The organism is Mesorhizobium sp. P2_C4 (assembly GCF_056404575.1).
Genome location: NZ_JBFUDT010000003.1, coordinates 585,487 through 607,424, shown reverse-complemented (window position 1 = coordinate 607,424; position 21,938 = coordinate 585,487). Strand labels below are relative to the sequence as shown.

24 protein-coding genes and 1 tRNA gene are annotated in these 21,938 nt (G+C 60.9%); 9 read left to right on the top strand and 16 right to left on the bottom strand.

Features of this window, described 5'->3' with window-relative positions:
• Positions 1-124 precede the first annotated feature (124 nt).
• The 3 genes from AC1DX6_RS15570 to AC1DX6_RS15560 all read left to right on the top strand — a co-directional run bounded on the left by AC1DX6_RS15570 (position 125) and on the right by AC1DX6_RS15560 (position 1,720).
• Positions 125-643, top strand: a complete 519-nt coding sequence (locus AC1DX6_RS15570; RefSeq protein ID WP_477314731.1) for a cytochrome b — start codon at positions 125-127, stop codon at positions 641-643.
• A gap of 4 nt (positions 644-647) precedes the next feature.
• Positions 648-1,343 (top strand): VIT1/CCC1 transporter family protein, encoded by a 696-nt coding sequence (locus tag AC1DX6_RS15565; RefSeq protein ID WP_477314729.1) that lies wholly within the window; start codon positions 648-650, stop codon positions 1,341-1,343.
• Between the two features lie 161 nt (positions 1,344-1,504).
• Positions 1,505-1,720 (top strand): DUF1858 domain-containing protein, encoded by a 216-nt coding sequence (locus tag AC1DX6_RS15560; RefSeq protein WP_477314727.1) that lies wholly within the window; start codon positions 1,505-1,507, stop codon positions 1,718-1,720.
• A gap of 3 nt (positions 1,721-1,723) precedes the next feature.
• Here the strand turns inward: AC1DX6_RS15560 and AC1DX6_RS15555 are convergent, their stop codons facing one another.
• Positions 1,724-2,425: a Crp/Fnr family transcriptional regulator gene (locus AC1DX6_RS15555; protein WP_477314725.1), complete on the bottom strand. Its 702-nt coding sequence runs from the start codon at positions 2,423-2,425 to the stop codon at positions 1,724-1,726.
• A 151-nt stretch (positions 2,426-2,576) separates the two neighbouring features.
• On the opposite strand from AC1DX6_RS15555, the gene AC1DX6_RS15550 reads away from it, so the two are divergent.
• Both AC1DX6_RS15550 and AC1DX6_RS15545 read left to right on the top strand, forming a co-directional pair.
• Positions 2,577-3,014, top strand: a complete 438-nt coding sequence (locus AC1DX6_RS15550; RefSeq protein WP_477314723.1) for a pseudoazurin — start codon at positions 2,577-2,579, stop codon at positions 3,012-3,014.
• A gap of 103 nt (positions 3,015-3,117) precedes the next feature.
• The gene (locus tag AC1DX6_RS15545) at positions 3,118-4,293 is read left to right on the top strand and encodes an NnrS family protein (protein WP_477314721.1); all 1,176 of its coding nucleotides are present in this window, start codon (positions 3,118-3,120) and stop codon (positions 4,291-4,293) included.
• A 51-nt stretch (positions 4,294-4,344) separates the two neighbouring features.
• Here AC1DX6_RS15545 and AC1DX6_RS15540 read toward each other — a convergent pair whose 3' ends face one another.
• From AC1DX6_RS15540 to ccoN, 10 genes are all read right to left on the bottom strand, one after another.
• Positions 4,345-5,208 carry an SUMF1/EgtB/PvdO family nonheme iron enzyme gene (locus AC1DX6_RS15540; protein ID WP_477314719.1) on the bottom strand — a complete coding sequence of 288 codons (864 nt, stop codon included), beginning with the start codon at positions 5,206-5,208 and terminating at the stop codon, positions 4,345-4,347.
• 54 nt (positions 5,209-5,262) lie between these two features.
• The gene (gene nirK / locus AC1DX6_RS15535) at positions 5,263-6,369 is read right to left on the bottom strand and encodes a copper-containing nitrite reductase (RefSeq protein WP_477314717.1); all 1,107 of its coding nucleotides are present in this window, start codon (positions 6,367-6,369) and stop codon (positions 5,263-5,265) included.
• A 197-nt stretch (positions 6,370-6,566) separates the two neighbouring features.
• Positions 6,567-6,722: a cbb3-type cytochrome oxidase assembly protein CcoS gene (gene ccoS, locus AC1DX6_RS15530; protein WP_477314715.1), complete on the bottom strand. Its 156-nt coding sequence runs from the start codon at positions 6,720-6,722 to the stop codon at positions 6,567-6,569.
• Positions 6,719-9,007, bottom strand: a complete 2,289-nt coding sequence (locus AC1DX6_RS15525) for a cation-translocating P-type ATPase (protein WP_477314713.1) — start codon at positions 9,005-9,007, stop codon at positions 6,719-6,721. Before AC1DX6_RS15525 ends, ccoS begins: the two co-directional genes overlap by 4 nt.
• Positions 9,004-9,501 (bottom strand): FixH family protein, encoded by a 498-nt coding sequence (locus AC1DX6_RS15520; RefSeq protein WP_477314711.1) that lies wholly within the window; start codon positions 9,499-9,501, stop codon positions 9,004-9,006. Before AC1DX6_RS15520 ends, AC1DX6_RS15525 begins: the two co-directional genes overlap by 4 nt.
• Positions 9,498-11,063 (bottom strand): cytochrome c oxidase accessory protein CcoG, encoded by a 1,566-nt coding sequence (gene ccoG / locus AC1DX6_RS15515; RefSeq protein ID WP_477314709.1) that lies wholly within the window; start codon positions 11,061-11,063, stop codon positions 9,498-9,500. The genes AC1DX6_RS15520 and ccoG overlap by 4 nt, the downstream gene beginning before the upstream one ends.
• A 211-nt stretch (positions 11,064-11,274) precedes the next feature.
• Positions 11,275-12,138, bottom strand: a complete 864-nt coding sequence (gene ccoP / locus AC1DX6_RS15510; protein WP_477314707.1) for a cytochrome-c oxidase, cbb3-type subunit III — start codon at positions 12,136-12,138, stop codon at positions 11,275-11,277.
• Positions 12,139-12,140: 2 nt separating this feature from the next.
• A complete protein-coding gene (locus tag AC1DX6_RS15505; protein ID WP_023759205.1) occupies positions 12,141-12,290 on the bottom strand; it encodes a CcoQ/FixQ family Cbb3-type cytochrome c oxidase assembly chaperone in 150 nt (49 codons plus the stop codon).
• Positions 12,291-12,302: 12 nt separating this feature from the next.
• Positions 12,303-13,034 (bottom strand): cytochrome-c oxidase, cbb3-type subunit II, encoded by a 732-nt coding sequence (gene ccoO, locus AC1DX6_RS15500; RefSeq protein ID WP_477314705.1) that lies wholly within the window; start codon positions 13,032-13,034, stop codon positions 12,303-12,305.
• Positions 13,035-13,045: 11 nt separating this feature from the next.
• Positions 13,046-14,656: a cytochrome-c oxidase, cbb3-type subunit I gene (ccoN, locus tag AC1DX6_RS15495; RefSeq protein ID WP_477314703.1), complete on the bottom strand. Its 1,611-nt coding sequence runs from the start codon at positions 14,654-14,656 to the stop codon at positions 13,046-13,048.
• A gap of 251 nt (positions 14,657-14,907) precedes the next feature.
• On the opposite strand from ccoN, the gene AC1DX6_RS15490 reads away from it, so the two are divergent.
• Positions 14,908-15,315: a hemerythrin domain-containing protein gene (locus AC1DX6_RS15490; protein WP_477315123.1), complete on the top strand. Its 408-nt coding sequence runs from the start codon at positions 14,908-14,910 to the stop codon at positions 15,313-15,315.
• Between the two features lie 2 nt (positions 15,316-15,317).
• On the opposite strand, the gene AC1DX6_RS15485 is transcribed toward AC1DX6_RS15490, so the two are convergent.
• Complete coding sequence (locus AC1DX6_RS15485; RefSeq protein WP_477315121.1) at positions 15,318-16,046, bottom strand: Crp/Fnr family transcriptional regulator; 729 nt, start codon at positions 16,044-16,046, stop codon at positions 15,318-15,320.
• A gap of 155 nt (positions 16,047-16,201) precedes the next feature.
• Here AC1DX6_RS15485 and hemN point away from each other — a divergent pair, with 155 nt between their 5' ends.
• Positions 16,202-17,551, top strand: a complete 1,350-nt coding sequence (gene hemN / locus AC1DX6_RS15480; RefSeq protein WP_477314701.1) for an oxygen-independent coproporphyrinogen III oxidase — start codon at positions 16,202-16,204, stop codon at positions 17,549-17,551.
• Positions 17,552-17,562: 11 nt separating this feature from the next.
• Here the strand turns inward: hemN and AC1DX6_RS15475 are convergent, their stop codons facing one another.
• The 4 genes from AC1DX6_RS15475 to AC1DX6_RS15460 all read right to left on the bottom strand — a co-directional run bounded on the left by AC1DX6_RS15475 (position 17,563) and on the right by AC1DX6_RS15460 (position 19,163).
• A complete protein-coding gene (locus tag AC1DX6_RS15475) occupies positions 17,563-17,994 on the bottom strand; it encodes a potassium channel family protein (RefSeq protein WP_477314699.1) in 432 nt (143 codons plus the stop codon).
• A 308-nt stretch (positions 17,995-18,302) separates the two neighbouring features.
• Positions 18,303-18,392, bottom strand: a tRNA-Ser gene (locus tag AC1DX6_RS15470).
• Positions 18,393-18,717: 325 nt separating this feature from the next.
• Complete coding sequence (locus tag AC1DX6_RS15465) at positions 18,718-18,894, bottom strand: hypothetical protein (RefSeq protein WP_477314697.1); 177 nt, start codon at positions 18,892-18,894, stop codon at positions 18,718-18,720.
• Between the two features lie 14 nt (positions 18,895-18,908).
• Entirely contained in the window at positions 18,909-19,163 is a 255-nt protein-coding gene (locus AC1DX6_RS15460) for a phage baseplate assembly protein V (RefSeq protein ID WP_477315119.1), read from the bottom strand.
• 265 nt (positions 19,164-19,428) lie between these two features.
• Between AC1DX6_RS15460 and AC1DX6_RS15455 the strand changes: the two genes are divergently transcribed.
• Positions 19,429-20,658 (top strand): septal ring lytic transglycosylase RlpA family protein, encoded by a 1,230-nt coding sequence (locus tag AC1DX6_RS15455; RefSeq protein WP_477314695.1) that lies wholly within the window; start codon positions 19,429-19,431, stop codon positions 20,656-20,658.
• 102 nt (positions 20,659-20,760) lie between these two features.
• Positions 20,761-21,927: a D-alanyl-D-alanine carboxypeptidase family protein gene (locus AC1DX6_RS15450; protein WP_477314693.1), complete on the top strand. Its 1,167-nt coding sequence runs from the start codon at positions 20,761-20,763 to the stop codon at positions 21,925-21,927.
• Positions 21,928-21,938: the final 11 nt, after the last annotated feature.

Sequence of the window (21,938 nt, the reverse complement as noted above, 5' to 3'; positions counted from 1 at the left end):
TGGCTGTCAGCCGAGGTCGAACAGCAACGGCCGTGAAAGCTCTAGGGGAAATTGACTTGTCCTAGATCAAGATCGTCGCATAAGCAGCGAGGTAGGAAGGTTCTCCCAAACGAGGTGGCTGCTTATGACTGTTGCCAACGAACCGACCGGATACTCCGGAACCCAGATAGTGCTGCATTGGACAATCGCGGTGCTGATCGTCCTGCAGCTTGTAATCGGTGAGGACATCAAGCCGGCTTACCGGGCGTTCTCGCGCGGCACCGAGCCGGCAGTTGGCGACATCTTCAACGCGAACATTCATGTCTATGTCGGTTTGGCCGTTCTGGTGCTGGCGATCTGGCGGATTGCAGTCCGTCTATGGGACGGTGTGCCGGCGGCGCCGCCCGAAGAAAGCGTGCTGCTGAAACGGATTGCCGCGGCCGCCCATTTCCTGCTGTATCTTTTCATTTTCGGGATGCCGATCACCGGGGCGCTGGCATGGTACTTCAGCCTTCGAGCGATGGGGGAGATTCATGAACTCGCCAAGCCGGTGATCATCATCGTCGTCGGCCTCCATGCGGCAGCGGCGCTGTGGCAACATTTCTATGTGAAATCGGATGTGCTGGTCAGGATGCTGCGCCCTGCCGGACGGCGCGCGCGGTGATGTCATGAGCCGACTGCACAACGAAAACCACCTCGTATCCCGCGTCGGCTGGCTGCGCGCCGCCGTGCTCGGCGCCAATGACGGCATTGTCTCGACGGCCAGCCTGATCGTTGGCGTGGCGGCGGCCAATGCCGCAGCCTCCAATGTTCTGGTGGCCGGCGTTGCCGGACTGGTCGCCGGTGCGATGTCGATGGCGGCCGGCGAGTATGTCTCCGTCAGTTCGCAGTCCGATACCGAACAAGCCGACCTTGCGCGTGAAAAAGGGGAGTTGGCGACGCAGCCAGACTTCGAGCGACAGGAACTTGCGGAGATCTATGTCAAACGTGGCCTTGAGCCAACCTTGGCCTTGCAGGTCGCCGACCAATTGATGGCGAAGGACGCGCTTGGCGCCCACGCTCGTGACGAACTCGGCATATCCGAGGTGACGACAGCCCGACCGATACAGGCCGCGCTGACCTCTGCAGCTGCATTTTCGGTTGGCGCGGCCATGCCATTGGCGATGGTGTTTGTTTCGCCGTCCGCCTTGCTTGCCGCAACGGTGTCTGTTGCCTCGCTCCTGTTCCTGGCGGTTCTGGGCGCCATTGGTGCCAAGGCCGGCGGCGCCAATGTGTTGAGGGCAACTGTTCGCGTCACCTTCTGGGGCGCGCTGGCAATGGCGCTGACCGCCGGTATCGGTGCCGTCGTTGGGACTGCCATCTGATAGTCTTGCGACCTTGATCCCGGCCTTTGCCATGGGTGCTTGTCCTCCCGCGAGATAAACTCGAGAGGGCTCGGCGCCAGTTCTACGAAGTTGCGAAAGCGCAACGAAGGCGGCGCGCGCGCGATATATCACGGGGCTTCGCAAATCGCGGAGACGCTATCGTGAAGGAACTCAGTTCGATCAGTCGGGACATGGTCGTCGATGAGATCATGCGGAAATGGCCGGCAACGGTAACGGTGATGCTGAGCTACAGGATGCTTTGCGTTGGCTGCCCGATCGGCACTTTCCATACCGTGGCCGAAGCATGCCACGAACATCGGATCGATGAGACACGCTTCATTCTGGACCTGGAATCGGCTGTTCGAGGCGAACGGTGAGGATCACCCCTTGTTCCGGTTCTCGGCCAGAACCACAAGGCGATGCGCATCCTTCACGGTGACTTTCTGGCGCCCGCTGACAATTATTCCATTGTCTTCCCACTTGCTGAGCAGGCGGCTGACGGTATGCAGCGTCGTTCCCGTCATCTCGGCAATGTCCTGCCTCGAAATCGGGAAATCGATTTCGATGCCGCTTTCTGTCTTTCGGCCGGTCTGGTTTGCCAATCGCAACAAGGCATGCGCGACCCTCTGCTCCACCTGCTCCGTGGACATCTCCACCACTCGCGTCTGGGCCTCTTGCAGCCTGTTTCCGACTGTCCTGTAGGTGCTTGCTCCAAACACCGGAAACCGTCGCACCAGTTCCGGCCAAAGTGCGTTGGACCAGGCCAGCACCACGCAGTCCACCGCCGCGACAGCACTGGCGGGATAGGTCGTCCGGCCAAGTGCTGCGGCGACACCAAAAATTTCGCCTTCGCTGATGTATCTGGCGATGACCTGCTGCCCATCCGGTGTGGTGCGGACGACACGTATGTGGCCAGAGATCAGCACGAAAAACGAATGGGCCTCGGTTTCCTGCTCGAAGATCGCCGAGTCCTTGGCGTAGCGTGACGATCGAGCGCCTTTGAGAATCTCGGTTTGCTCCTCGGGCGCCATCCCCTGGAAGAGCGGCAGCTGCGATATCAGCGATCGGTCCAGTGCAACCAAGCGGATTTCCCCACAGCCCTACAGTCCGCACCAATCGTGCGGCAAACCTTTCTTATCCCGAGTTTGCGCCAGCGCAAATTGTCCCCGGCCACATCAGGCTAGATGGCATGGAACGGCGCAACGCCGCGAAGACGAAACAAAGGATAAATCGATGAAACTCTCCATCCTCGCCGCCGCAGTCTCCATCCTCGCGCTCGCCAGCGGCGCAAGTGCCGCAGAGCATGTGGTGCAAATGCTCAACAAGGGTGAAAAAGGCGCAATGGTTTTCCAGCCAGCCTTCGTTCAGGCGGCTCCTGGCGACACCGTGAAGTTCGTGCCAACCGACAAGAGCCATGACGCGGAGTCGATCAAGGGCATGCTCCCGGACGGCGCTGAAGCTTTCAAGGGAAAGCCCAACGAGGAGATCACCGTCACACTGACCCAGGAAGGTGTGTACGGCGTCAAATGCGCGCCTCACTACGGCATGGGCATGGTCGCACTCATCGTTGTGGGCAAGCCGGTCAACCTCGATGCCGCCAAGGCAGTCAAGCACGCGGGCAAGGCAAAGACGGTGTTCGCGGATCTGTTCACCCAGATTCCCGCCAACTGACCAGCAATCGACACAACCATTCCTGCCCCATGAAAGGGCAGGCGCGGGCCGGATGGACCGAGGACGGCGGTTCATCCGGCCCTGTCGTTTGAGGATGCAAATCATGGGAATTCCCCGCCTTCGGGCCTACACCGGGCCTGCATTTCTTTCCTACGGGTTCAGGCCCTTCTTCTTCCTCGGGTCGCTTTATGCCGCGCTCTCAATCCTGCTTTGGCTGCCGATGTATGCGGGCGAACTCGACGCTCATAGTGTCTTTGTTCCCGTCGACTGGCACATCCACGAGATGCTGTTCGGCTATCTGCCGGCGATCGTCACCGGGTTGCTGCTGACCGCCATTCCGAACTGGACCGGCCGGCTGCCGGTGCAAGGCCTGCCGCTGCTGGCACTGGTTGCCCTGTGGCTTGCCGGCCGCATCGCTGTCTTCTTCTCGGCGGATATCGGCTGGCAGACAGCCGCTATGATCGATGGCTCTTTTCTGCTTGCGGTCGCTGCGGCGGCGGCGCGCGAGATCGTCGCCGGGCGCAACTGGCGCAATCTCAAGGTGCTGCTGCCGCTTGCCGTACTGGCGTGCGCCAACGGCGCGTTCCATGTCGAGGCGCACCTTGAAGGAACATCCGATATCAGCCGCAGGCTCGGCATGGCCTCAGCGATCATGCTTATCTCGCTGATCGGAGGGCGCATCATTCCGAGCTTCACCCGCAACTGGCTCGTTCGCCAAAATCCTGGCAGGCTTCCCGCGCCGTTCGATCGTTTCGACATCGCGTCGCTTGTCATCTCAGCCATGGCGTTGGCAGCGTGGACGCTCGCTCCTGACCACGGCGCGTCAGGAACGCTCATGGCCGTCGCGGCAGCCTGCCAGGCGTGGCGTCTGTCGCGCTGGGCTGGCGAGCGTACATTGCGGGATCGATTGGTGCTGGTTCTCCATCTTGCCTATGCCTTCGTGCCGATCGGTCTTGCCCTGGTTTCGGCGTCGATCTTCTTTCCCGATGCTGTGCCGGCGGCGGCGGGGCTTCATGCTCTCGGGACTGGCGCGGTGGGCTCAATGACGCTTGCAGTGATGACCCGCGCGACGCTTGGGCACACCGGGCAAAAGCTCAAGGCCGGCAAAGGCGCCTTGTTCATCTTCGCCACCATCCTTCTGGCGGGAACGTTGCGAATTCTGGCTGCCTTCACCCGCTATGACGTGGTGATCGAGATGGCCGGCGCCGCATGGGTGGCAGCATTTGCCAGCTTCCTGCTGACCTACGGAACCGCGTTGATGAGGCCAAAGGCTGGGTAAAGCGGGAGAGGCGAAAGGTGGCTCGCGCCGGTCGAACGCCGTTGTTCCTTTTCAGATGGCACCCAGCCGGCCGAGGATCCGGTTTGCCCACCCTCGATGGTCCCTTACCAGCCTGAAACCCAGATTGTCGGGAGGCGTGCCAACGGCACAGCCGCCGCTCTTTCCGTCGCTGACGAAGTTCGACATGTAGGCCCTGTGAAGCCCTTCGAGGACGTGCACGCCGCAATTGTCGACTGAACTCGTCACGCCGGCGCCACCCGCAGCCAACGTGGTGCGAACATAGCAGGTCGATGTCCACTCCCAGACGTTCCCGGAAAAATCAGCGAGGCCTAGGGAATTAACACCAAAGGAGCCACGGCTCCTGGGCAAGGGGTCCGGTTTGCGATTGATGTCCACCTCGGCCTTGTAGCTGGTGAGCCATCGCCTGGCGGGATTCTTGGCATCGATCTCGACACCCTCAAATTCCCCTGCGAATCGCTCGGCCGCCGCAAACGCCCACTCATCGTCGGATGGCAGTCGCCAGTCGTCGCCAGTCGCCTTCGAGTACCATTGGGCGTAGCCTTGGGCGTCGAGATAGCTCACCCCGGTCACGGGAGCATCGGGCGGGACCGCGCGCGTCTCCTGTGCCGGCTGACAACCGCCAGCGGTCACACAGGCAGCATAGTCCGACACGCTGACCTGATAGGTCATGATTACGATGGGTTTGTTGAGCTGTCGGCTGAGCAGGGGATTTGCTTGCGGGCGTCCATTCCTCAGGAACTCGCCCGGCAGGGGATATGTGATCGAACCGGGGACCAGGGTAACTGTCGTGGCGGCTGGGTGGGGCTGCCCGTTCTGGCCGATGGCAAGCAAACCCATCGGAACCGTTGCGGCCGCCATGGCGACCGAGACAACCTTGAGGATCAAAGGAGACATGGCTTTTGTCCGTGCCCGGACAGCGCGTCGCTGCCCGGGCAAATTGGAGTGCCGTCAGTTGGTGGTGATCGGTTTAGGCGCCTCTACCTGTGTCATCAGGTCGTCGTTCCACTCGCCCTCGACCATGAAGTGCGCGGTCGCGCCGAGTTCCACGGCTTCGATCAGATTGTGGTTCACGTAGGCGTAGATGCCCGGCTGCAGGAACGTATAGAGCGCGGAGCCTGCCGAACCGCCGCGGATAAACCAGGTTTCCAGATCCTTGGCCGGCGGGTTAGCGAATTTTCCCTGCTCCCAGACATAGTCGCCATGGCCTCCGATGAGATGTGGCCGCGTATCGCGATTGGCCTGCGAATGGACGATCAGCACGGTTTCGCCTACCTTTGCTTTCATGGCGTTGTCGCCGGTCAGGGATCCGACCTTGCCGTTGAACACAACATGCGTCGGGATCAGCCCGCGCATCACCTTGACGATGTCGTCATAGCCGTCGCCGGCCGATTCGTAGCTCTTGAAGTTGCCCTTCTCGTCGCGCGGAATATAGAAATCGCTCTCGCCGATGTAGAAGATCTTGTCGTAGGTGACTGGTTCGCCCTTGTCGTTCCTGAGCCCGTCGCGCGGCAGGATCATGATTGCGCCATTCATGCCGGAGACGACATGCCACGGGATCATCGGACCGCCGGGCGCGCAGTGATAGACGAACGTTCCGGTTCGCGTCGCCTTGAACCGCAACGTCACCTGTTCGCCGGGGTTGATCAAGGTGAGGGCGCCGCCGCCCAGCGCGCCGGTCGCGGCGTGGAAGTCGATGTTATGGGCAAGCGTGTTGGTGTCGGGATTGATCAGCGTCAGTTCGACATAGTCGTCCTGGTGCACGACCATCAGCGGGCCAGGGATCGAGCCGTTGTAGGTCATCGCGTTGAGCTGTGTGCCATCGGCATCGATGACGACAGGCTTTTCCTCGATCGTCATGGTGAACTCGACGATTTTCGGTCCACCCTTGGCGACCTGATCATGCGGATGCACGAAGGGCGGTGCCACGAGCTTGATCTTCTCTCGGGCGAGCCCCTTAATGTCTGCCTTTGTCACTGTTGCCGAAAATGCCGGCAGTGCCGCCACGGCGGCAGCGCCAATGGCTGCTCCGAAAAGGGCTTCGCGTCGCGTGATCATGTCAATCTCCTGTCTGTCGACCGTTTCTGATGAGCAGAAGATAACTGACGTGACGCAGCGTTTCTTTGCGCTAGAGCAAATTGGCGGAGTTCAGATTAGAAGGTCACCGCCTCAGACACTGCAATCTTGCGTGTCACACTCTGGCGAAGAAAGGCAAGTGTTTGGGAACCAGCGCTCTGATCCCACTTCGTTCAAGATCAGCGGTCGCTCTTTTCTTCCGGATCGATGAGGATCCGCTCCGCAGCTCCATCAAGATCTTCGTACTGGCCACTTTTCAAAGCCCAAAGGAAGCCCCCCAGGCCAAGCGCGCCCAGGAAGAGGGCCACGGGTATGAGGTAGGTGAGGTTTGTCATGACGCACGGGCCAGGTCGTTGAAGTCGGATTGCCTGTTTCGGCCAACATCTTTCGCCGGTGAGTTTGGCATCGCCGCCTGCAAGCGCAGCGCATTTCCAATGACAAGCAGCGATGAGGCGGACATGGCGATGGCTGCTATCAATGGGGTGACGTGGCCAAGGATGGCGATTGGTACGGCGACAGCATTGTAGACGATGGCAATCGCGATGTTCTGGCGGATCAGGTTTCCCGCTTTGCGCGACACGTCAAGCGCCAGCGGCACAGCCAGCAGGCTTTCGCGCAGGAATACGAAATCGGCCGCGTTGCGACCAATGTCGGCGGCGGTGGCCGGTGCGATCGAGACATGGGCCGCGCGCAGCGCCGGCGTGTCGTTTAGCCCGTCTCCAACCATCAAAACCTTGTGTCCGTCTCTCGCCATGGTCTCGATGCGCTCGACCTTGCCGGAGGGCAGGAGGCACGGAACGAAGTCGCCGACGCCCAGCATTTTAGCGACTTCGGCGCAGGCGCCGGCGGTATCACCCGACAGCATTTCCACCGACACTCCGGCGTCATTCAATCGCTCGATCGTCATCCTGGCATCGGCACGCAGCGCGTCCTCGAAATCGAAGGTCGCGACAATGAACCCGTCCCTTGTCAGGACCGTTCCGCCATAGCCATGCTTGCCTTCGCCACCGGTTCGGGCCTTCCATCCAGCCCATCCGCGTCGGCCCAGCCGCCAGGTGCTTCCGGCGTCAGTGGCTTCGATTCCAAAGCCCGGGTGCTCGGTAACGGCATCGAATTTGTGTTGCCCGCCAGGAGCGGCAAAGCCGGCTATGGTCTTTGAAAACGGATGACGCGAATGCGCGGCCATGTCTGCGGCGATTGCCAACATGGCCGGATCGATCGACGACGCATTGACAAGCCGGGGTTGGCCGAGCGTGAGCGTACCGGTCTTGTCGAACACTGCCGTATCAATCGTCGCCAGGCGCTCCATGGCCGAGCCGTCCTTGACCATGATGCCATTCTCGAACAGGCGCCGCGCGGCGACCACCTGAACAATCGGCACGGCGAGGCCGAGCGCGCACGGGCACGTGATAATCAGAACTGCAATGGCAATGGTTATCGCCCGGTGCCAATCACCGGTTGCCGCCATCCAGCCAAGGAATGTCGCGAAGGCGGTGAGATGGACCACCGGAGCATAAAGCGCTGAAACGCGATCGGCGATCCGGCGATAATGCGCGCGACCACCTTCCGCCGCCTCCATCAGGCGAACCATTTCCGCCAGGAACGAATCCTTCGCGGCGGCTGTCGCCTCGATCGTCAGCGGGCCGGTAAGATTGAGGACACCGGCTTGCACGGTTTCGCCCGGCGCCACGTTTCGGGGCGTGCTCTCGCCGGAGGCCAGTGAGCAGTCCAGATCCGACGCCCCCAGAATAATCTTGCCATCGACGGGTATCCTTTCGCCGGCCGCTATCAGGAGTTGCATTCCCGGCTCGATCTCGCCAACCGGCAGATAGTCGCGAACGCCGTCGCCGCGCAGGACCATGGCGCCACGTGCGGCCAACTGCGACAGGCCTTTTACGGCGGTCCGCGCACGCTCCCGCATCACGTGATCCAGCGTGCGGCCGATCAGCAGGAAGAACAGCAGCGATACCGATGCGTCGAAATAGGCGTGATCGCCATGGTTGATCGTCTCATAGAGGCTCATGGCGTAGGCAAGCGACACCCCGACCGCGATCGGCACGTCCATGTTCATGCGACCGTGGCGCAGCGCATTCCAGGCCGAGCGGAAAAAGATGCCGCCGGCGAAGGCGAGGGCAGGGATGGCGATCAGTGCCGAGACCCAATGGAACAGGTCGCGGGTAGCACCCTCAGCGCCGGACCAGACCGAGACCGAAAGCAGCATGATGTTGCCCGCCGCAAAGCCGGAGACAGCGACAGCGCGGATCAGCTCCGAAAGTGTCTTGTCCTTGTCATCGACCTCCGGGTCGAAAAGATGCGCCTGGTAACCCAGTCGTCCCAGAACAGCGACGAAAGGCGGAACCTCATCGCCTCGCCACCTGACCGCGACCCGTTTCGTCGACAGGTTTACGCGAGCGCCCTCAACAGTGTCGAGCTTTCCCAGTGCTGCCTCGATCGCCTGGATGCAGCCCGCGCAATGAACCGTCGGCACTGAAAGGTCGGTCTGGCGAAGATCGTCGCCAAGCGATCGACTGGCCAGCCTGATCTCCTGGCTGGACGGAAGCACCGATGTGGTGCTGGCCAGACCCAGCGCCATCTCAGCGCCCGGCGCACAACAGCTCATTTCAGCGCTCCCTGGGAAATCATGATCCTGCGGACATCGCGGTATGGCTCTGCCAGGCCGGCGTCGGCGTCGACCTCGACGATCCAGACGCCGTCCTTCGGCATGTGCTGCGCGGCAAACTCCTGGTCCGAGGCGAGGGCGAGCGTAACCGCCTTGTCCTCCTTCTCGTAGGCGGGATGACGAAACAGCACCTTGACGCCATGCAAGGGAACCGGCTTGCCGGCGGCATCGGTAAGGCTATAGCGGACTTCGCCCCATGCGATGGTCAGTTTGCCGGTCCAGCCAAGGGCTGTTTGCGCCCGCCCTTCCTCGGCCTTCTTGTTGAACTGCTGGCTCGCCACATAGGTGTTTTCGACGACAAGGCCGGTCCAGCTCGTGTTGGCGAGCGTCGCCATCGTCAGGTTGACCGCGATGACCACCCCGAAGAAGGCAAGGATGATGGCCAACATGTGCCGACCGGTGAATTCCCGGGCTTTTTTTGCATTGGCGGTCATTTGGAGATCTCCGGCGCGTTGAAGGTGGCCGTGTATTCGTCCGCCTCGAAGCTCGCCTTGTCCTCGACACGGAACGTGAAGGTTTGCGCTGTGACATGGATTTGATCGGCGGGCTGGCGCACGAAGACCTTCAGCATTTTCAGGCGGTCGGGTTCGACCGCAATGGCGAAGGAGCGGCCAGCCGGGATGTCGTCGCCGATCACGCTCATTTCACCCCCTTGCAAGCCTTGCATCGTGACGACGATCGTCCGCGGCTCGGGGATCATGTTGAGAAGCTTGACGGTGTAGCCATTGCGGATCGAACCGTCGGACAGCGTGACGAATTGCGGATTGCGGTCATGCAGCACGTTGACTTCGAGCCGGTCGCGCGTCAGCAGAGAATAGAGCAGGCCAAAGCCGATCAGCGTCCACAAAGCCATGTAGACATAAGTGCGTGGCCGAAAGATCTTGCGAATATGGAAATGGGCGACGCCGTCGGAAAACAGGCCATCGGCCGTCCTGACTAGCGACGGACTAATTGCGCTGGAGCCGCCCGCGGTCGCCAGCATCATGTTGGCGTTGTAGTCGGACAGCGTCGCGTAGGAAATCAGCCCGCGCTCCCGGCCGAGCTTGTCCATGACGCCATCACAGGCGTCGATGCAAAGAGCGCAGGTGATGCACTCGAGCTGCTGGCCGTCGCGAATGTCGATCCCCATCGGGCAGACCGCGACGCAGGCATTGCAGTCGACGCAGTCGCCGACGGGCTGCCCGGCGGCAAGAACCTTCTTGGCGTGACGCGAGCGCGGTTCGCCGCGCCAATCATTGTAGGTGACGGTGAGCGAATTTTCGTCGAGCATGGCCGCCTGGATGCGCGGCCATGGGCACATATAGGTGCAGACCTGCTCACGCATCAGCCCGCCGAACGTATAGGTCGTCGCCGTCAACACGGCGACGGTGATGTAGGCGACAGGTGCCGCGGTGCCGTTGAAGAGCTCGCCAGCCAGCGTCGGCGCATCTGCGAAATAGAAGATCCAGGCGCCGCCGGTCGCCGCGCCTATGACCAACCAGATGGCGTGCTTCGATATCCGCAGCACGAGCTTGCGGGTGGTCCAGGGACCGGCATCGAGCTTCATGCGCGCGTTGCGATCGCCTTCGATGGCGCGCTCGACGACAAGGAACAGATCGACCCACACGGTCTGCGGGCATGTATAGCCGCACCAGGCACGGCCGACAGTCGACGTGATCAGGAAAAGACCGACGCCCGCCATGACCAGGAGGCCGGCCACATAGTAGAATTCCTGCGGCCAGATCTCGATGAAGAAGAAGTAGAAGCGCCTGTTGGCGAGATCGAGCAGTACCGCCTGATCCGGGGCAAACGGACCTCGGTCCCATCGCAGCCACGGCGTCAGATAGTAGATGCCCAGCGTGATCGCCATCACGATCCATTTGAACTGGCGAAAGCTTCCCGAGGCTCGCTTTGGGAAGATTTTCTTGCGCGCGGCATACATTGGCTGGCGCACTCGGGCGGAGTTGACCGCCTCGGCCTCAAGCCGTTCTACCTGGGTATCGTCTAGCACCGGCATCTCCAGTTGCGCAGCTTCTCATGTCGCCGGACAATCGGCCTGATTGCTCTCAGGCAGATGTGCGATATGCAGCATTGCGTGGACTTTGCCGCGGACTGGATTGCGCCGCGTTGATGCAGGTCAATCGCGGTGGCCGCAATGCAAGACGAGGCCCGGCAGAACCGGGCCTCGTCGCCTTGGCGGTCGAGGGCAGGAAATAGGCCTCCCGTTCCTATTCCCCACCGCCAAGCGAAAGGATGTAGACTGCCAGTTCCTTGACCTTGGTCTCGCCCAGGCGCGCGCCCCAGGCCGGCATCACGCCCTGTTTCGGCGCGCGGACCTGTGCGGCGATGGCTGTTTCGCCGGAGCCATAGAGCCAGATCGCATCGGTCAGGTCGGGGCCCCCGAGTTCCTTGTTGCCTTTTGCATTGTCGCCATGACAGGCCACGCAATTTTCGGCAAAGACCTTGGCGCCAGGTGCGATCAGACTGGCGTCCTGGACCTTGCCGGAAAGGCTGGCGATGTAGGCGCTGACCTGAGCGATCTGGTCAGCTGTGATGATGTCACCGAAGGCCGGCATTTCCGACAAGCGCGTGTCAGGGTCGGACGCGAAGCGGATGCCGTGAGTGATTGTCTGCTGGATCTGCTCAGCCTTGCCGCCCCAAAGCCAGTCGTCGTCATTAAGGTTGGGAAAGCCCTTGGAGCCCTGGGCGCCGGAGCCATGGCATTGGACGCAATTGACCTTGAAGGCGGCGCCGCCAGCAGCGACCGCGAATTCTCGCAAGGCATCGTCGGCGGCAATCTCCGAGACGGTTTTCGATGCCACCGCAGTGACATATTTGCCCTTCGCAACTTCGGCCGCTGCGAGCTCGTTCCCGACATCGTTGCGGCTGGAATAGCCGAGCACACCCTTGGTTGCCGAGTGCAGCAGCGGCCAAGCCGGGTAGGCGATGGTGTAGCCGATCGCCCAGACTATGGTGATGTAGAACGTCCATATCCACCAGCGCGGAAGCGGGTTGTTGAGTTCCCGAATGCCGTCCCATTCGTGCCCCGTGGTCGAGACGCCAGAGATTTCATCGATATGCTCGTCGCTCATGATCACTCGTCCTCAAGGGGAATCCGGGCAGCTTCATCGGCCAGCTTGCGGCTGCCGGGGCGAAGCGCGAAGGCGATTGCGCCGACAAAGAAAAGCGCCATAGCGACTAGACCCCAGCTGTCGGCAAACTCTCGCATTAGATTGTAATCCATGGATAAAACTCCTCAGCGGTAGCCGGCGGCTTCGTCGTAATTCTTGAAATCGACCAGCGTGCCAAGCATCTGCAGATAGGCGACAAGGGCATCCATTTCGGTGACCTGTTGCGGGTTGCCGTCGAAGTCGCCAATCTTGGCTTTGGGGTAGCGGGCCTCAAGGCCGGATGTGTCGGCGTTGGGATCGGCCTGCGCCATCAGGTCGGCATTGGCGTGCGCGATCATGTCGTCAGTGTAAGGGACGCCAACGCGCGCATTGGCAACCAGATGCGTCGAGAAGTCCTTCACGTCGATCGGCGCGTCTTTGAGGAACGCGTAGCTCGGCATGATCGATTCCGGCACGACCGAGCGTGGGTCGGACAGGTGGTCGACGTGCCAGACATTCGAATATCTGTCGCCAACCCGGGCGAGGTCCGGTCCGGTGCGCTTCGATCCCCACTGGAAAGGATGGTCGTACATCGACTCGGCGGCCAGGCTGTAGTGACCATAGCGTTCAACCTCGTCGCGGAACGGCCTGATCATCTGGCTGTGGCAGAGGTAGCAACCCTCGCGCACATAGATGTTGCGCCCAGCAAGTTCGAGCGGCGAGTAAGGCCGCATGCCTTCCACCTTCTCGATCGTGTTATCGAGATAGAAGAGCGGCGCGATCTCGACGATGCCGCCGACAGTGACCACCAGGAGGGAGCCGACGAGAAGAAGCGTGGCGTTCTTCTCGATCAGTGCGTGTCTGTCCATCAAGCCCATTTTCTGGCTCCTTATTCGGCAGGCTGAAGGGCGGGAACGGAGCCGGGCATCGGCTCCTTCTCGCGCTGGTATCCGAGGATTGTCATGGTGATGTTCCAGGCCATGATCAGGGCGCCGGAGAGGTACATGGCTCCGCCAATGGCGCGCATGACGTAGTAGGGGTGCATGGCGGCCACGGTTTCGGCGAAGGAGTAGACCAGGAAGCCCTGCTCGTCGTATTCGCGCCACATCAGGCCCTGCATGATGCCGGACACCCACATGACTGCCGCGTAGACAACGATGCCGAGCGTCGCCAGCCAGAAGTGCCAGGTGACGAGCCGCAGCGAGTAGAGACGATCACGGTTCCACAGCTTCGGCACCATGAAGTAGATTGCGCCGAACGAGATCAAGCCGACCCAGCCGAGCGCGCCGGAGTGCACGTGGCCAATGGTCCAGTCGGTATAGTGCGACAGCGAATTGACCGTCTTGATCGACATCATCGGACCTTCGAAGGTCGACATGCCATAGAAGGCGATCGCCACCACCATCATGCGGATGATGGGGTCGGTGCGCAGCTTGTCCCAGGCGCCCGACAGCGTCATCAGGCCGTTGATCATTCCGCCCCATGACGGCATCCAAAGCATGATCGAGAACACCATGCCGAGTGTCTGCGCCCAGTCGGGCAGGGCGGTGTAGTGGAGGTGATGCGGCCCGGCCCAGATGTAGAGAAAGATGATCGCCCAGAAATGGATGATCGACAGCCGGTAGGAATAGACCGGTCGGTTAGCTTGCTTGGGCACGAAGTAGTACATCATGCCGAGGAAGCCAGCGGTGAGGAAGAAGCCGACGGCATTGTGGCCGTACCACCATTGCGTCAGGGCGTCCTGAACCCCGGAAAATGCCGAGTAACTCTTGGAGCCGAGGAAGGAGGCCGGCATCGACAGGTTGTTGATCACATGCAGCATCGCGATGGTGACGATGAAGGAGAGGTAGAACCAGTTGGCGACGTAGATGTGCGGTTCCTTGCGCTTCAGGATCGTACCAAGGAACAGGATGAGATAGGCGACCCAGACGATGGTCAGCCAGATGTCCACATACCATTCGGGTTCCGCATATTCGCGGCTCTCGGTGATGCCGAGCAGGTAGCCGGTCGCGGCCATGACGATGAAGAGCTGGTAGCCCCAGAACACGAACCAGGCGAGATCGCCGCCGAACAGTCGAGCGCGGCAGGTGCGTTGCACGACGTATAATGACGTGCAAAGCAACGCGTTGCCGCCGAAGGCGAAGACGACGCCCGAAGTATGCAGCGGCCGCAAGCGGCCGAAGTTGAACCAGGGCTGGATGTTGAGATCGGGATAGGCAAGCTGCAACGCGATGACCACGCCGACCAGCATGCCGACGACACCCCAGAACATGGTGGCGATGGCGCCGTAGCGGACTGGCCCATCCATGTAGGCGGAAGGGTCGATTGGTGCGGGGGTTTCGAAACTCGTGTTGCGGATGAGGATGGCGACAAAACCGAGCAGCACAAAAAACAGCACCCACATATGCTGCCGGAAAGGCTCATCCACCCCGAAGCCAGCGGCCACAAGAGCTGCAAACGTGAACAGGCCCAAAGCGAAGATTTGCGTGCCGAACTTCATGAGATGTCCCCGACGTCGATTCCGATGGCGGACGCCAATCCGCGTCGACACCAATTCAGCAGTCGGCCCATCGCCGCCTTGATTTATGTCAAGGCCATTTCATTTTGGATTGGGCAGCGTCGGTCGCACAAACGATCAGGAGGCTGCCGTTGCACAGGGAAAAGGGGCTGGGATCGTCGCTGGGCGAAACAAGCCGCGAGAATTCGATACTGGCACCCCGATCTGGGAGGGAGGCGGTTCCGGCGGCGGTGATGAAACGTGCGCATCTGGAAAAGCTGCGGCTCTGCGAGGCCCTCGAAACAATCGCGGATACCTTGCCGAAGGTTGATCGTTTGAAATGCCTGAGTACGGCAAACGCGATCGTCCCCCTGTTGCGCAACATCCACCAATATGAAGAGACGGTCATCTTTCCGGCCTACGAAGCCGCTTTGACCGGCGATGCCAACCTTGCCTCAACCCGGCGATTGCGTGCCGAACACGTCGAGGACGAATGCTTTGCCGGCGAGGTGACTGAAGTTCTGTTGGCGATCGGCCATGGCGAGACGGTCGAGAATGCCGAAGCAGTCGGCTTCATGCTACGCGGCTTCTTCGAAAGCTTGCGCCGGCATATCGCTTTTGAACGCGAGCACGTCTTGCCGATGATCGGGGTCGTCGATTGATCCTAGACGCCAGAGCGTCGCTGCAGCCGTGTCAAGTCGTCGACGGTGACTTCCCGATTGTTCTCGATCCGGATCACGCCATCCGATCGCAGCCTGGTCAGCTGACGGCTCACTGTCTCGATCGTCAGACCCAAGAAATCGGCGATGTCGGCGCGGGTCAGCGGCAGATCGAAACGTGTCGACTGGGCAGCTGGATCGAGCGTTGGGTCGATATTCCTGGCGATCATCAGGAGAAAGCTCGCCACCTTTTCCGAAGCGTTCTTGCGCCCCAGCGTCACCATCCAATCGCGGGCTTCGTCCAGTTCGTTCAGTGTCTGCTTGAGCAAACGATGCTCGAGTTCCGGTGATTCTTTCATCATCCGTTCGATGGCGGCCTTTGGAAACGAACACACGGAAACGGCGGTAGCGGCTTCGGCGTTGATTGCGCTTTCCACTTTGAAAGGCCGCCCCAGAAAATCGGGAGCGAACTGGAGGCCGACAATCTGCTGGCGTCCATCCGACAGGCTCTTGGTGAGCTTCACCACGCCCGAAAGCACGTTCGAATAACTATCGACGGTCTCGGTGTCGCCTATCAGTTCTGCGCCCGGTTCAACATTATGCTTCGATGAGGTCTTGGCGAGGCCCACCAGTTGATCGGGATCGAGCGCGCCGCAGACGCCATGGTGGCGCGCTTCGCATGATTGGCAAAGCACGGGAATGCCGGCGTTGTGAACATCCTGACGCATTGTCATCATGATCGTCCGAGGACCCAAAGTGCCGGCAAGATAGCATCGGCGGCAGGAAAATCCTTGCGGCAGTTTGTCCGTAGAAGGCTTTGACCGAAATCAAGGCTGATGGCGTCGAATGTAATCAATGTCGCGCCATGGAAAGTGGAGCGGATAGAGACATGCAGCCAGGATTCGTTGCCAGACTTGGTGAAAACGTGCCGCGCTATACGAGCTACCCGACAGCGCCGCATTTTCATTCAGGTGTCGATGCTGCCGTTTGTCGTGGCTGGCTGCAGGCGCTCGACGAGGGCGACGAAATCTCGCTCTATTTGCACATCCCGTACTGCGACAAGCTTTGCTGGTTCTGTGCCTGCCATACCAAGCAGACACGCCACTACGAGCCGGTGACCACCTATCTTCGCTCACTGCATGCCGAGATCGCCACCGTCGCCGGTCTTGTCGCGGGCAAGGGCCGCGTTCGTGCCGTCCATTTCGGCGGCGGTTCGCCGACGATGCTCAAACCTAGAGATATGGTGGCGCTGGGAACCGCCCTGCGCAACAGCTTCGCCTTTCTGCCCGGCGCCAAAATCAGCGTTGAAATCGAACCCAACGACATGGACGATGCCCGTCTCGACGCGCTTGCCGAAATCGGCATGACAAGAGCGAGCCTCGGCGTCCAGGATTTCGATCCAAAGGTGCAGAAGGCAATCAACCGCGAGCAGAGCTTCCTGCAGACCAAGACGGTTGTTGACGGCGTTCGTTCGCGCGGCGTCGAATCCGTCAATCTCGATCTGCTCTACGGCTTGCCGCACCAGACCAGGCAGAGCGTCGCTTCCACGGTCGCGCAGGCACTGACCCTGGAACCGGATCGGATCGCACTTTTTGGTTATGCGCATGTGCCTTGGTTCAAGAAACATCAGACGATGATCGACGAGGCATGGCTGCCCGGTCCCGCGGAACGGTTTGCCCAATCGCAACTGGCCGCGCAGGCGATCGTGGACAATGGATACGAAGCAATCGGGCTCGACCATTTCGCCAAACCGGGTGATTCGTTAGCGATCGCGGCACGCGCCGGGACTTTGCACCGGAACTTTCAGGGCTACACCGAGGATCGCTGCGAAACTTTGATCGGCCTCGGCCCATCGTCAATCAGCCAGTTTCGGCAAGGATATGCCCAGAACATGCCATCGACCACCGAATATGGGCGCATGGTCGCAGACGGCGGACTGGCTGCTGTCCGTGGGATTGCGTTTTCCGATGACGATCGCGTTCGCGGCTGGATCATAGAGCGCCTGATGTGCGATTTCGGGTTTTCGGCGATCGAGCTGGTGGAACGCTTTGGCGAAGCCGGGCAAAGACTCCTCGCTAAAGCGAGTTCCACGGCGCTTCACGATCCTGCGCGCCTGCTCGAGCTTGACGCCGACCGTTTCGTCGTGCCGGCGGAAAGCCGGCCCTTTGTCAGGGGCATCGCGGCGAAGTTCGACAAATATTTTGAAACCGGCAAAGCCAGGCATTCGGTAGCGGTCTGAAATTGGCCAGTTCAGAAATGCTCGCCGGCCTTGAACGGGCCGATGCGGGTGCCTGCCGCAATCAGATAGGCGGTCGACCAGCCAATGAGCAGGAACCCGTTCACACCCTCTAGCGCCGCCAGGACACGCCACGCATGGGCGGGCACGATGTCGCCGTAGCCAACAGTCGAGAAGGTGATGGTAGAAAAGTAAAGGGCGGTTTCGAAATCTGCGAAGATATCAAGCAACCGGTATAGTCCTGCCCAGAGCCACACCTCCGCGGTCATGACAGCAAATAGCCCCATCACCACGCTGATCATCGCGACGATACGGCTGCGGCGCCCGTGCATGCGAAACCGGGCGACCAAGTGTCTCATCGCGTGTGTGACGGCGATCAGACCAAAGGTATGGATCAACACCGTGAGGCTTATGATGATGGTGCCGATGAGCAGATTGAGGATCATCCGCGGACCGTACCCGATGGTTATCGGTGCTTACATTGTGCAGGATCAAGTTCAATAAACTGATCTATGGATTTTTCTGACATACACCGGCGAGGGGAAGCGTGTGATCGTCAATTAACAGGCACACCCAAGCGAGCACCAGGCACGCACCTGAGCTACTCAATCGAGCTCGATCAGCTCCAAAACCGGACGCCAAAAGTGCTATTGAGAAACCAATACGCAACTGCTGAATTTATGGTGGGTCCAATGGTTGGTCCCAGATAAAGCATGAATTAAGTTACTGTTTTTAATAGATAATATTATAGACATGGCGGAGGGAGTGGGATTCGAACCCACGGTGAGCTTGCACCCACGCCGGTTTTCAAGACCGGTGCCTTAAACCGCTCGGCCATCCCTCCAACGTGACTTTTCAATCACGTCAAGCGCTCGTCTCGACCTCCGCTCTTGCCTTTCGGCGCTGCGGCATCTGGAGATCATCCGCTTGTCATTGCTCTAGTGTGCCCGGCAAAGCCCTGTCAACCGGCACGGGGCGCCTTCTGCCAGCGGCAACGCGCCAGGCCGATTTCGGCCTTGTCGAGATTTTCAGCGTTTCGCAGTGAATCCCCTGTTGGTCGTGGCAAGCTACTGCCCGCATCAATTCAAGCCGGCGAATTGACAATGAGGCACAAGGTTGGCCAACTTGCGGCGTGTTTTCAGACTTTCGGAGGGCTCCGTGAAGAAGACTTACGAGAAGCCGATTTTGACAAGGCGCGGAAAGCTGTCGGAGATGACGGCGCAGCAAGTGGTGTCGCAGACAGACTGAGCGATGTCAGGCGCCCCCATCTTGAGGGCCATGCTGATTGCCGGGCAGACATAGACCTTCAGGCCAAGCCTGATCCGCTCGGCAGCGACAGCCGACATGCCGCGCGCTCAGCCTATCGCCGGTCGAGCGCCGAAAATCCGCATCCGATCCAGACTGGTCGCATTGGGTCGCCGGCGGCGTACATTATCCAAACCTGCGATTGCTTGGGAGGAAGCGCCACTGCTTGGGTGGCGAGCTCCGCGACCGATAGGCACGCGGCAGCCCAACTGCCCTGGTCTGCGCCTATATCGGGCCTGCGGACCTTTATGCGGAACAACGCGTCGGGATCACGGTCGTCAACGACGATGGCTGGGTAGAGCCCGTACATTTTTTGCGGCGGCATTGGCGCGTCTCCGTCGTGTCGCACATCAACACATCGCGAAGTGGAAAGCCATCATCAACCGGCAGGCCGAGGCGAGGGCGCCACAATCTTGCCCGGTTCCGGACATAATCGGTTAATACGCTGATAAACAATTCCTGCGCACAAAGGGATTGGGGATCAGGGCGTTACGGCATTTGTCGGATAAGTGCTCTGGCGTCTTCCGACGCTTTAAATGCGGCCTGTGTCGAGACTGTAGGGGACTTCAGAAAAAATGCAGACCACGGCGCGCCCGCGTCTTCGTCGCGCTTCCACTTTCGTGCTGTTCGCGGCGTCGGCTGCCTTGCTGGCCGCTTGCGCTTCGCAGCCACAGCCGAAAGCCATGGTCGACAGGAAACCCCGCTCCAAGGAATTTTTTGCCGAGACCGAGTACGGCGTGAAAGCCAGTCCGCGCGTTCAATACATGCGGCGCGGCGGCGGCCGCGACCAGCTCGGCAAGCCCTATCAGGTGCGCGGCAAGTGGTATTATCCCAAGGAGGACAAGCACTACGCCAAGGTTGGTTTGGCCTCCTGGTATGGTGACGCCTTCCATGGCCGGCTGACCGCCAATGGCGAAGTCTACGACATGACGCATCTGACGGCGGCGCATCCGACCATGCCGCTGCCGAGCTATGCCCGCGTCACCAACACCGAGACCGGAAGTTCGGTCATCGTGCGCGTCAACGACCGCGGCCCCTACCATGAGGGGCGCATTATCGATGTCTCGGAACGCGCCGCCGAAATGCTTGACTATGCCAAGGTCGGCACGGCCAAGGTCAAAGTGGAATATATTGGCCGCGCGCCACTCGATGGCAATGACGACCAGTATCTGATGGCCTCCTATCACCCCGGCAACAGGGTGCCGGATCCGTCGGACGGCCTGCCGACCGGCGTCATGGTCGCCATGAACGGCCCGTCGCCAAGCCTGCCCGTAGCTGCCACGGCCGTGGCGTTTCCCGGCCAGTTGACGAACACCGGGCAGGCATTCGAGGCGCAGCCGGCTCTGTCGGGTGAGACGCCGGCGTTCAGTGATGTGACGCTGCCTGATTTCGGCCCGATCGTGCCCGAGCGTCCTGACGTCAACATGCCGCGCCAATCGCCGTTTGCCGTGGCGTCATTGGGGTATGCCGACGAGCGCGTGCATCGCGCCGCCGACGTCTTTGCTTCGCTCGATGGCGACGGCATGTCGCCCGCCGACGTGCTGCAGTCGTGGAAGCGGCAAGCCCCGCCAACCGCTTCGGCGACGGACTATGTCGCAGCCGGTTCGTTCGAGGATGCCGCGGAGGCAAAGCGCGTGGCGGCTGAGCTTGCCGGCTTCGGCAAGACCGAAATCCAGCGCTCCGAGCTCGACGGCAAGGACTGGTATTCGGTCAATCTCTATCCCGACGGCCACCGCAGCCTGGACGAGATGCTGCAGGCGGCATGGTCGCATGGTGCGCCTGACGCGCTTGTGGTGCGCAACTGATCCGAAAGCCGGCCGGTTTCCCGATCGGCGGTTGATCCCTCAGGAAAAAGCCTGATAGCCTTGCCAGGCTGGCGTCACGCCGGCTAACGGGTCGAACCTCTCATGCGATTTCGCTTGTCTCAGCCTTTCGCCGGGCTTCTGGGTCTTGGTCTTCTGCTGCTTTCGCTGGCCCCGGCCGACGCGCAGCTCTTCGAGACCAAGGCGACACAGGCCTTCATGATCGATGCCGAAACCGGCACGGTGCTGTTTGCCAAAGATGCGGACAAATTGATGCCTCCGGCGTCGATGGCCAAGCTGATGACCATGGAAGTGGTTTTCAACGCCATCAAGTCCGGGCGCATGAAGCTCGACGACACCTTCGTGGTCTCGGAGAATGCCTGGCGCAAGGGTGGCGCACCGTCCGGAACATCGACGATGTTTGCAAAGCTCAAATCCTCGATCCGGGTCGAGGACCTGATCCAGGGCATCACCGTCCAGGCCGCCAATGATGGCTGCATGGTGTTGGCCGAAGGCATGGCCGGATCGGAAGAGAATTTCGCAGCGCAGATGACCGAGCGCGCCCGTGAGATCGGCCTGCAGAAATCGACCTTCGTCAATTCGACCGGCCTGCCGGCCGACGGCCAGCAGACGACCGTGCGCGAGCTTGCGCAGCTCGCCTTGCATCTCTGGCGCGATTATCCGGACCTCTACCGTTACTATGGCCAGGCGGATTTCACCTGGAACAAGATCGCGCAGAGGAATCGCAATCCACTGCTGGCGATGGGTATCGGCGCCGACGGGCTGGCTGTCGGCATGAGCGAGGCAGGCGGCTTCGGCATCGTCGGCTCGGTCAGCCACAGTGGCTCGCGGGTGATCGCGGCATTGAGCGGACTGGCCAGCGACCGCGAGCGCTCCGAGGAAGCGCGGAAGCTGCTCGACTGGGGTGTGCGCTCCTTTGAGAAGACCGAGATTTTCGCCAAGGACGAAGTGGTTGGCGAGGCCCAGGTTTTCGGCGGCGCCAAGTCCGGCGTGGCGCTGAAGGCCAAGGGGCCGGTCGACATCTTCCTGCCCATCACCAACCGCGACAAGCTGACGGCCAAGATCGTCTATGACGGGCCGGTTGCCGCGCCGATAGAGGAGGGGCAGCCGGTTGGCGCGCTGCGCGTCTGGATCGGCGACACGCTGAGCCAGGAGACGCCGCTTTTTGCCGCCGAGTCGGTTGGCGTCGGCACGCTGCCGCAACGTGCGTTCGATGCCGCCAGGGAACTGGCCGTCGGCTGGCTGCGTTAGCAGCGGCGTAG

Bases quoted from the DNA above. Each gene is read 5' to 3' on its own strand.
- AC1DX6_RS15570 (WP_477314731.1), top strand. From the start codon at position 125: ATGACTGTTGCCAACGAACCGACCGGATACTCCGGAACCCAGATAGTG.
- AC1DX6_RS15565 (WP_477314729.1), top strand. From the start codon at position 648: ATGAGCCGACTGCACAACGAAAACCACCTCGTATCCCGCGTCGGCTGG.
- AC1DX6_RS15550 (WP_477314723.1), top strand. From the start codon at position 2,577: ATGAAACTCTCCATCCTCGCCGCCGCAGTCTCCATCCTCGCGCTCGCC.
- AC1DX6_RS15545 (WP_477314721.1), top strand. From the start codon at position 3,118: ATGGGAATTCCCCGCCTTCGGGCCTACACCGGGCCTGCATTTCTTTCC.
- AC1DX6_RS15540 (WP_477314719.1), bottom strand. From the start codon at position 5,208: ATGTCTCCTTTGATCCTCAAGGTTGTCTCGGTCGCCATGGCGGCCGCA.
- nirK (WP_477314717.1), bottom strand. From the start codon at position 6,369: ATGATCACGCGACGCGAAGCCCTTTTCGGAGCAGCCATTGGCGCTGCC.
- ccoS (WP_477314715.1), bottom strand. From the start codon at position 6,722: ATGACAAACCTCACCTACCTCATACCCGTGGCCCTCTTCCTGGGCGCG.
- AC1DX6_RS15525 (WP_477314713.1), bottom strand. From the start codon at position 9,007: ATGAGCTGTTGTGCGCCGGGCGCTGAGATGGCGCTGGGTCTGGCCAGC.
- AC1DX6_RS15520 (WP_477314711.1), bottom strand. From the start codon at position 9,501: ATGACCGCCAATGCAAAAAAAGCCCGGGAATTCACCGGTCGGCACATG.
- ccoG (WP_477314709.1), bottom strand. From the start codon at position 11,063: ATGCCGGTGCTAGACGATACCCAGGTAGAACGGCTTGAGGCCGAGGCG.
- ccoP (WP_477314707.1), bottom strand. From the start codon at position 12,138: ATGAGCGACGAGCATATCGATGAAATCTCTGGCGTCTCGACCACGGGG.
- AC1DX6_RS15505 (WP_023759205.1), bottom strand. From the start codon at position 12,290: ATGGATTACAATCTAATGCGAGAGTTTGCCGACAGCTGGGGTCTAGTC.
- ccoO (WP_477314705.1), bottom strand. From the start codon at position 13,034: ATGGGCTTGATGGACAGACACGCACTGATCGAGAAGAACGCCACGCTT.
- ccoN (WP_477314703.1), bottom strand. From the start codon at position 14,656: ATGAAGTTCGGCACGCAAATCTTCGCTTTGGGCCTGTTCACGTTTGCA.
- AC1DX6_RS15490 (WP_477315123.1), top strand. From the start codon at position 14,908: ATGAAACGTGCGCATCTGGAAAAGCTGCGGCTCTGCGAGGCCCTCGAA.
- AC1DX6_RS15485 (WP_477315121.1), bottom strand. From the start codon at position 16,046: ATGACAATGCGTCAGGATGTTCACAACGCCGGCATTCCCGTGCTTTGC.
- hemN (WP_477314701.1), top strand. From the start codon at position 16,202: ATGCAGCCAGGATTCGTTGCCAGACTTGGTGAAAACGTGCCGCGCTAT.
- AC1DX6_RS15475 (WP_477314699.1), bottom strand. From the start codon at position 17,994: ATGATCCTCAATCTGCTCATCGGCACCATCATCATAAGCCTCACGGTG.
- AC1DX6_RS15465 (WP_477314697.1), bottom strand. From the start codon at position 18,894: ATGTCGGCTGTCGCTGCCGAGCGGATCAGGCTTGGCCTGAAGGTCTAT.
- AC1DX6_RS15460 (WP_477315119.1), bottom strand. From the start codon at position 19,163: ATGTACGGGCTCTACCCAGCCATCGTCGTTGACGACCGTGATCCCGAC.
- AC1DX6_RS15455 (WP_477314695.1), top strand. From the start codon at position 19,429: ATGCAGACCACGGCGCGCCCGCGTCTTCGTCGCGCTTCCACTTTCGTG.
- AC1DX6_RS15450 (WP_477314693.1), top strand. From the start codon at position 20,761: ATGCGATTTCGCTTGTCTCAGCCTTTCGCCGGGCTTCTGGGTCTTGGT.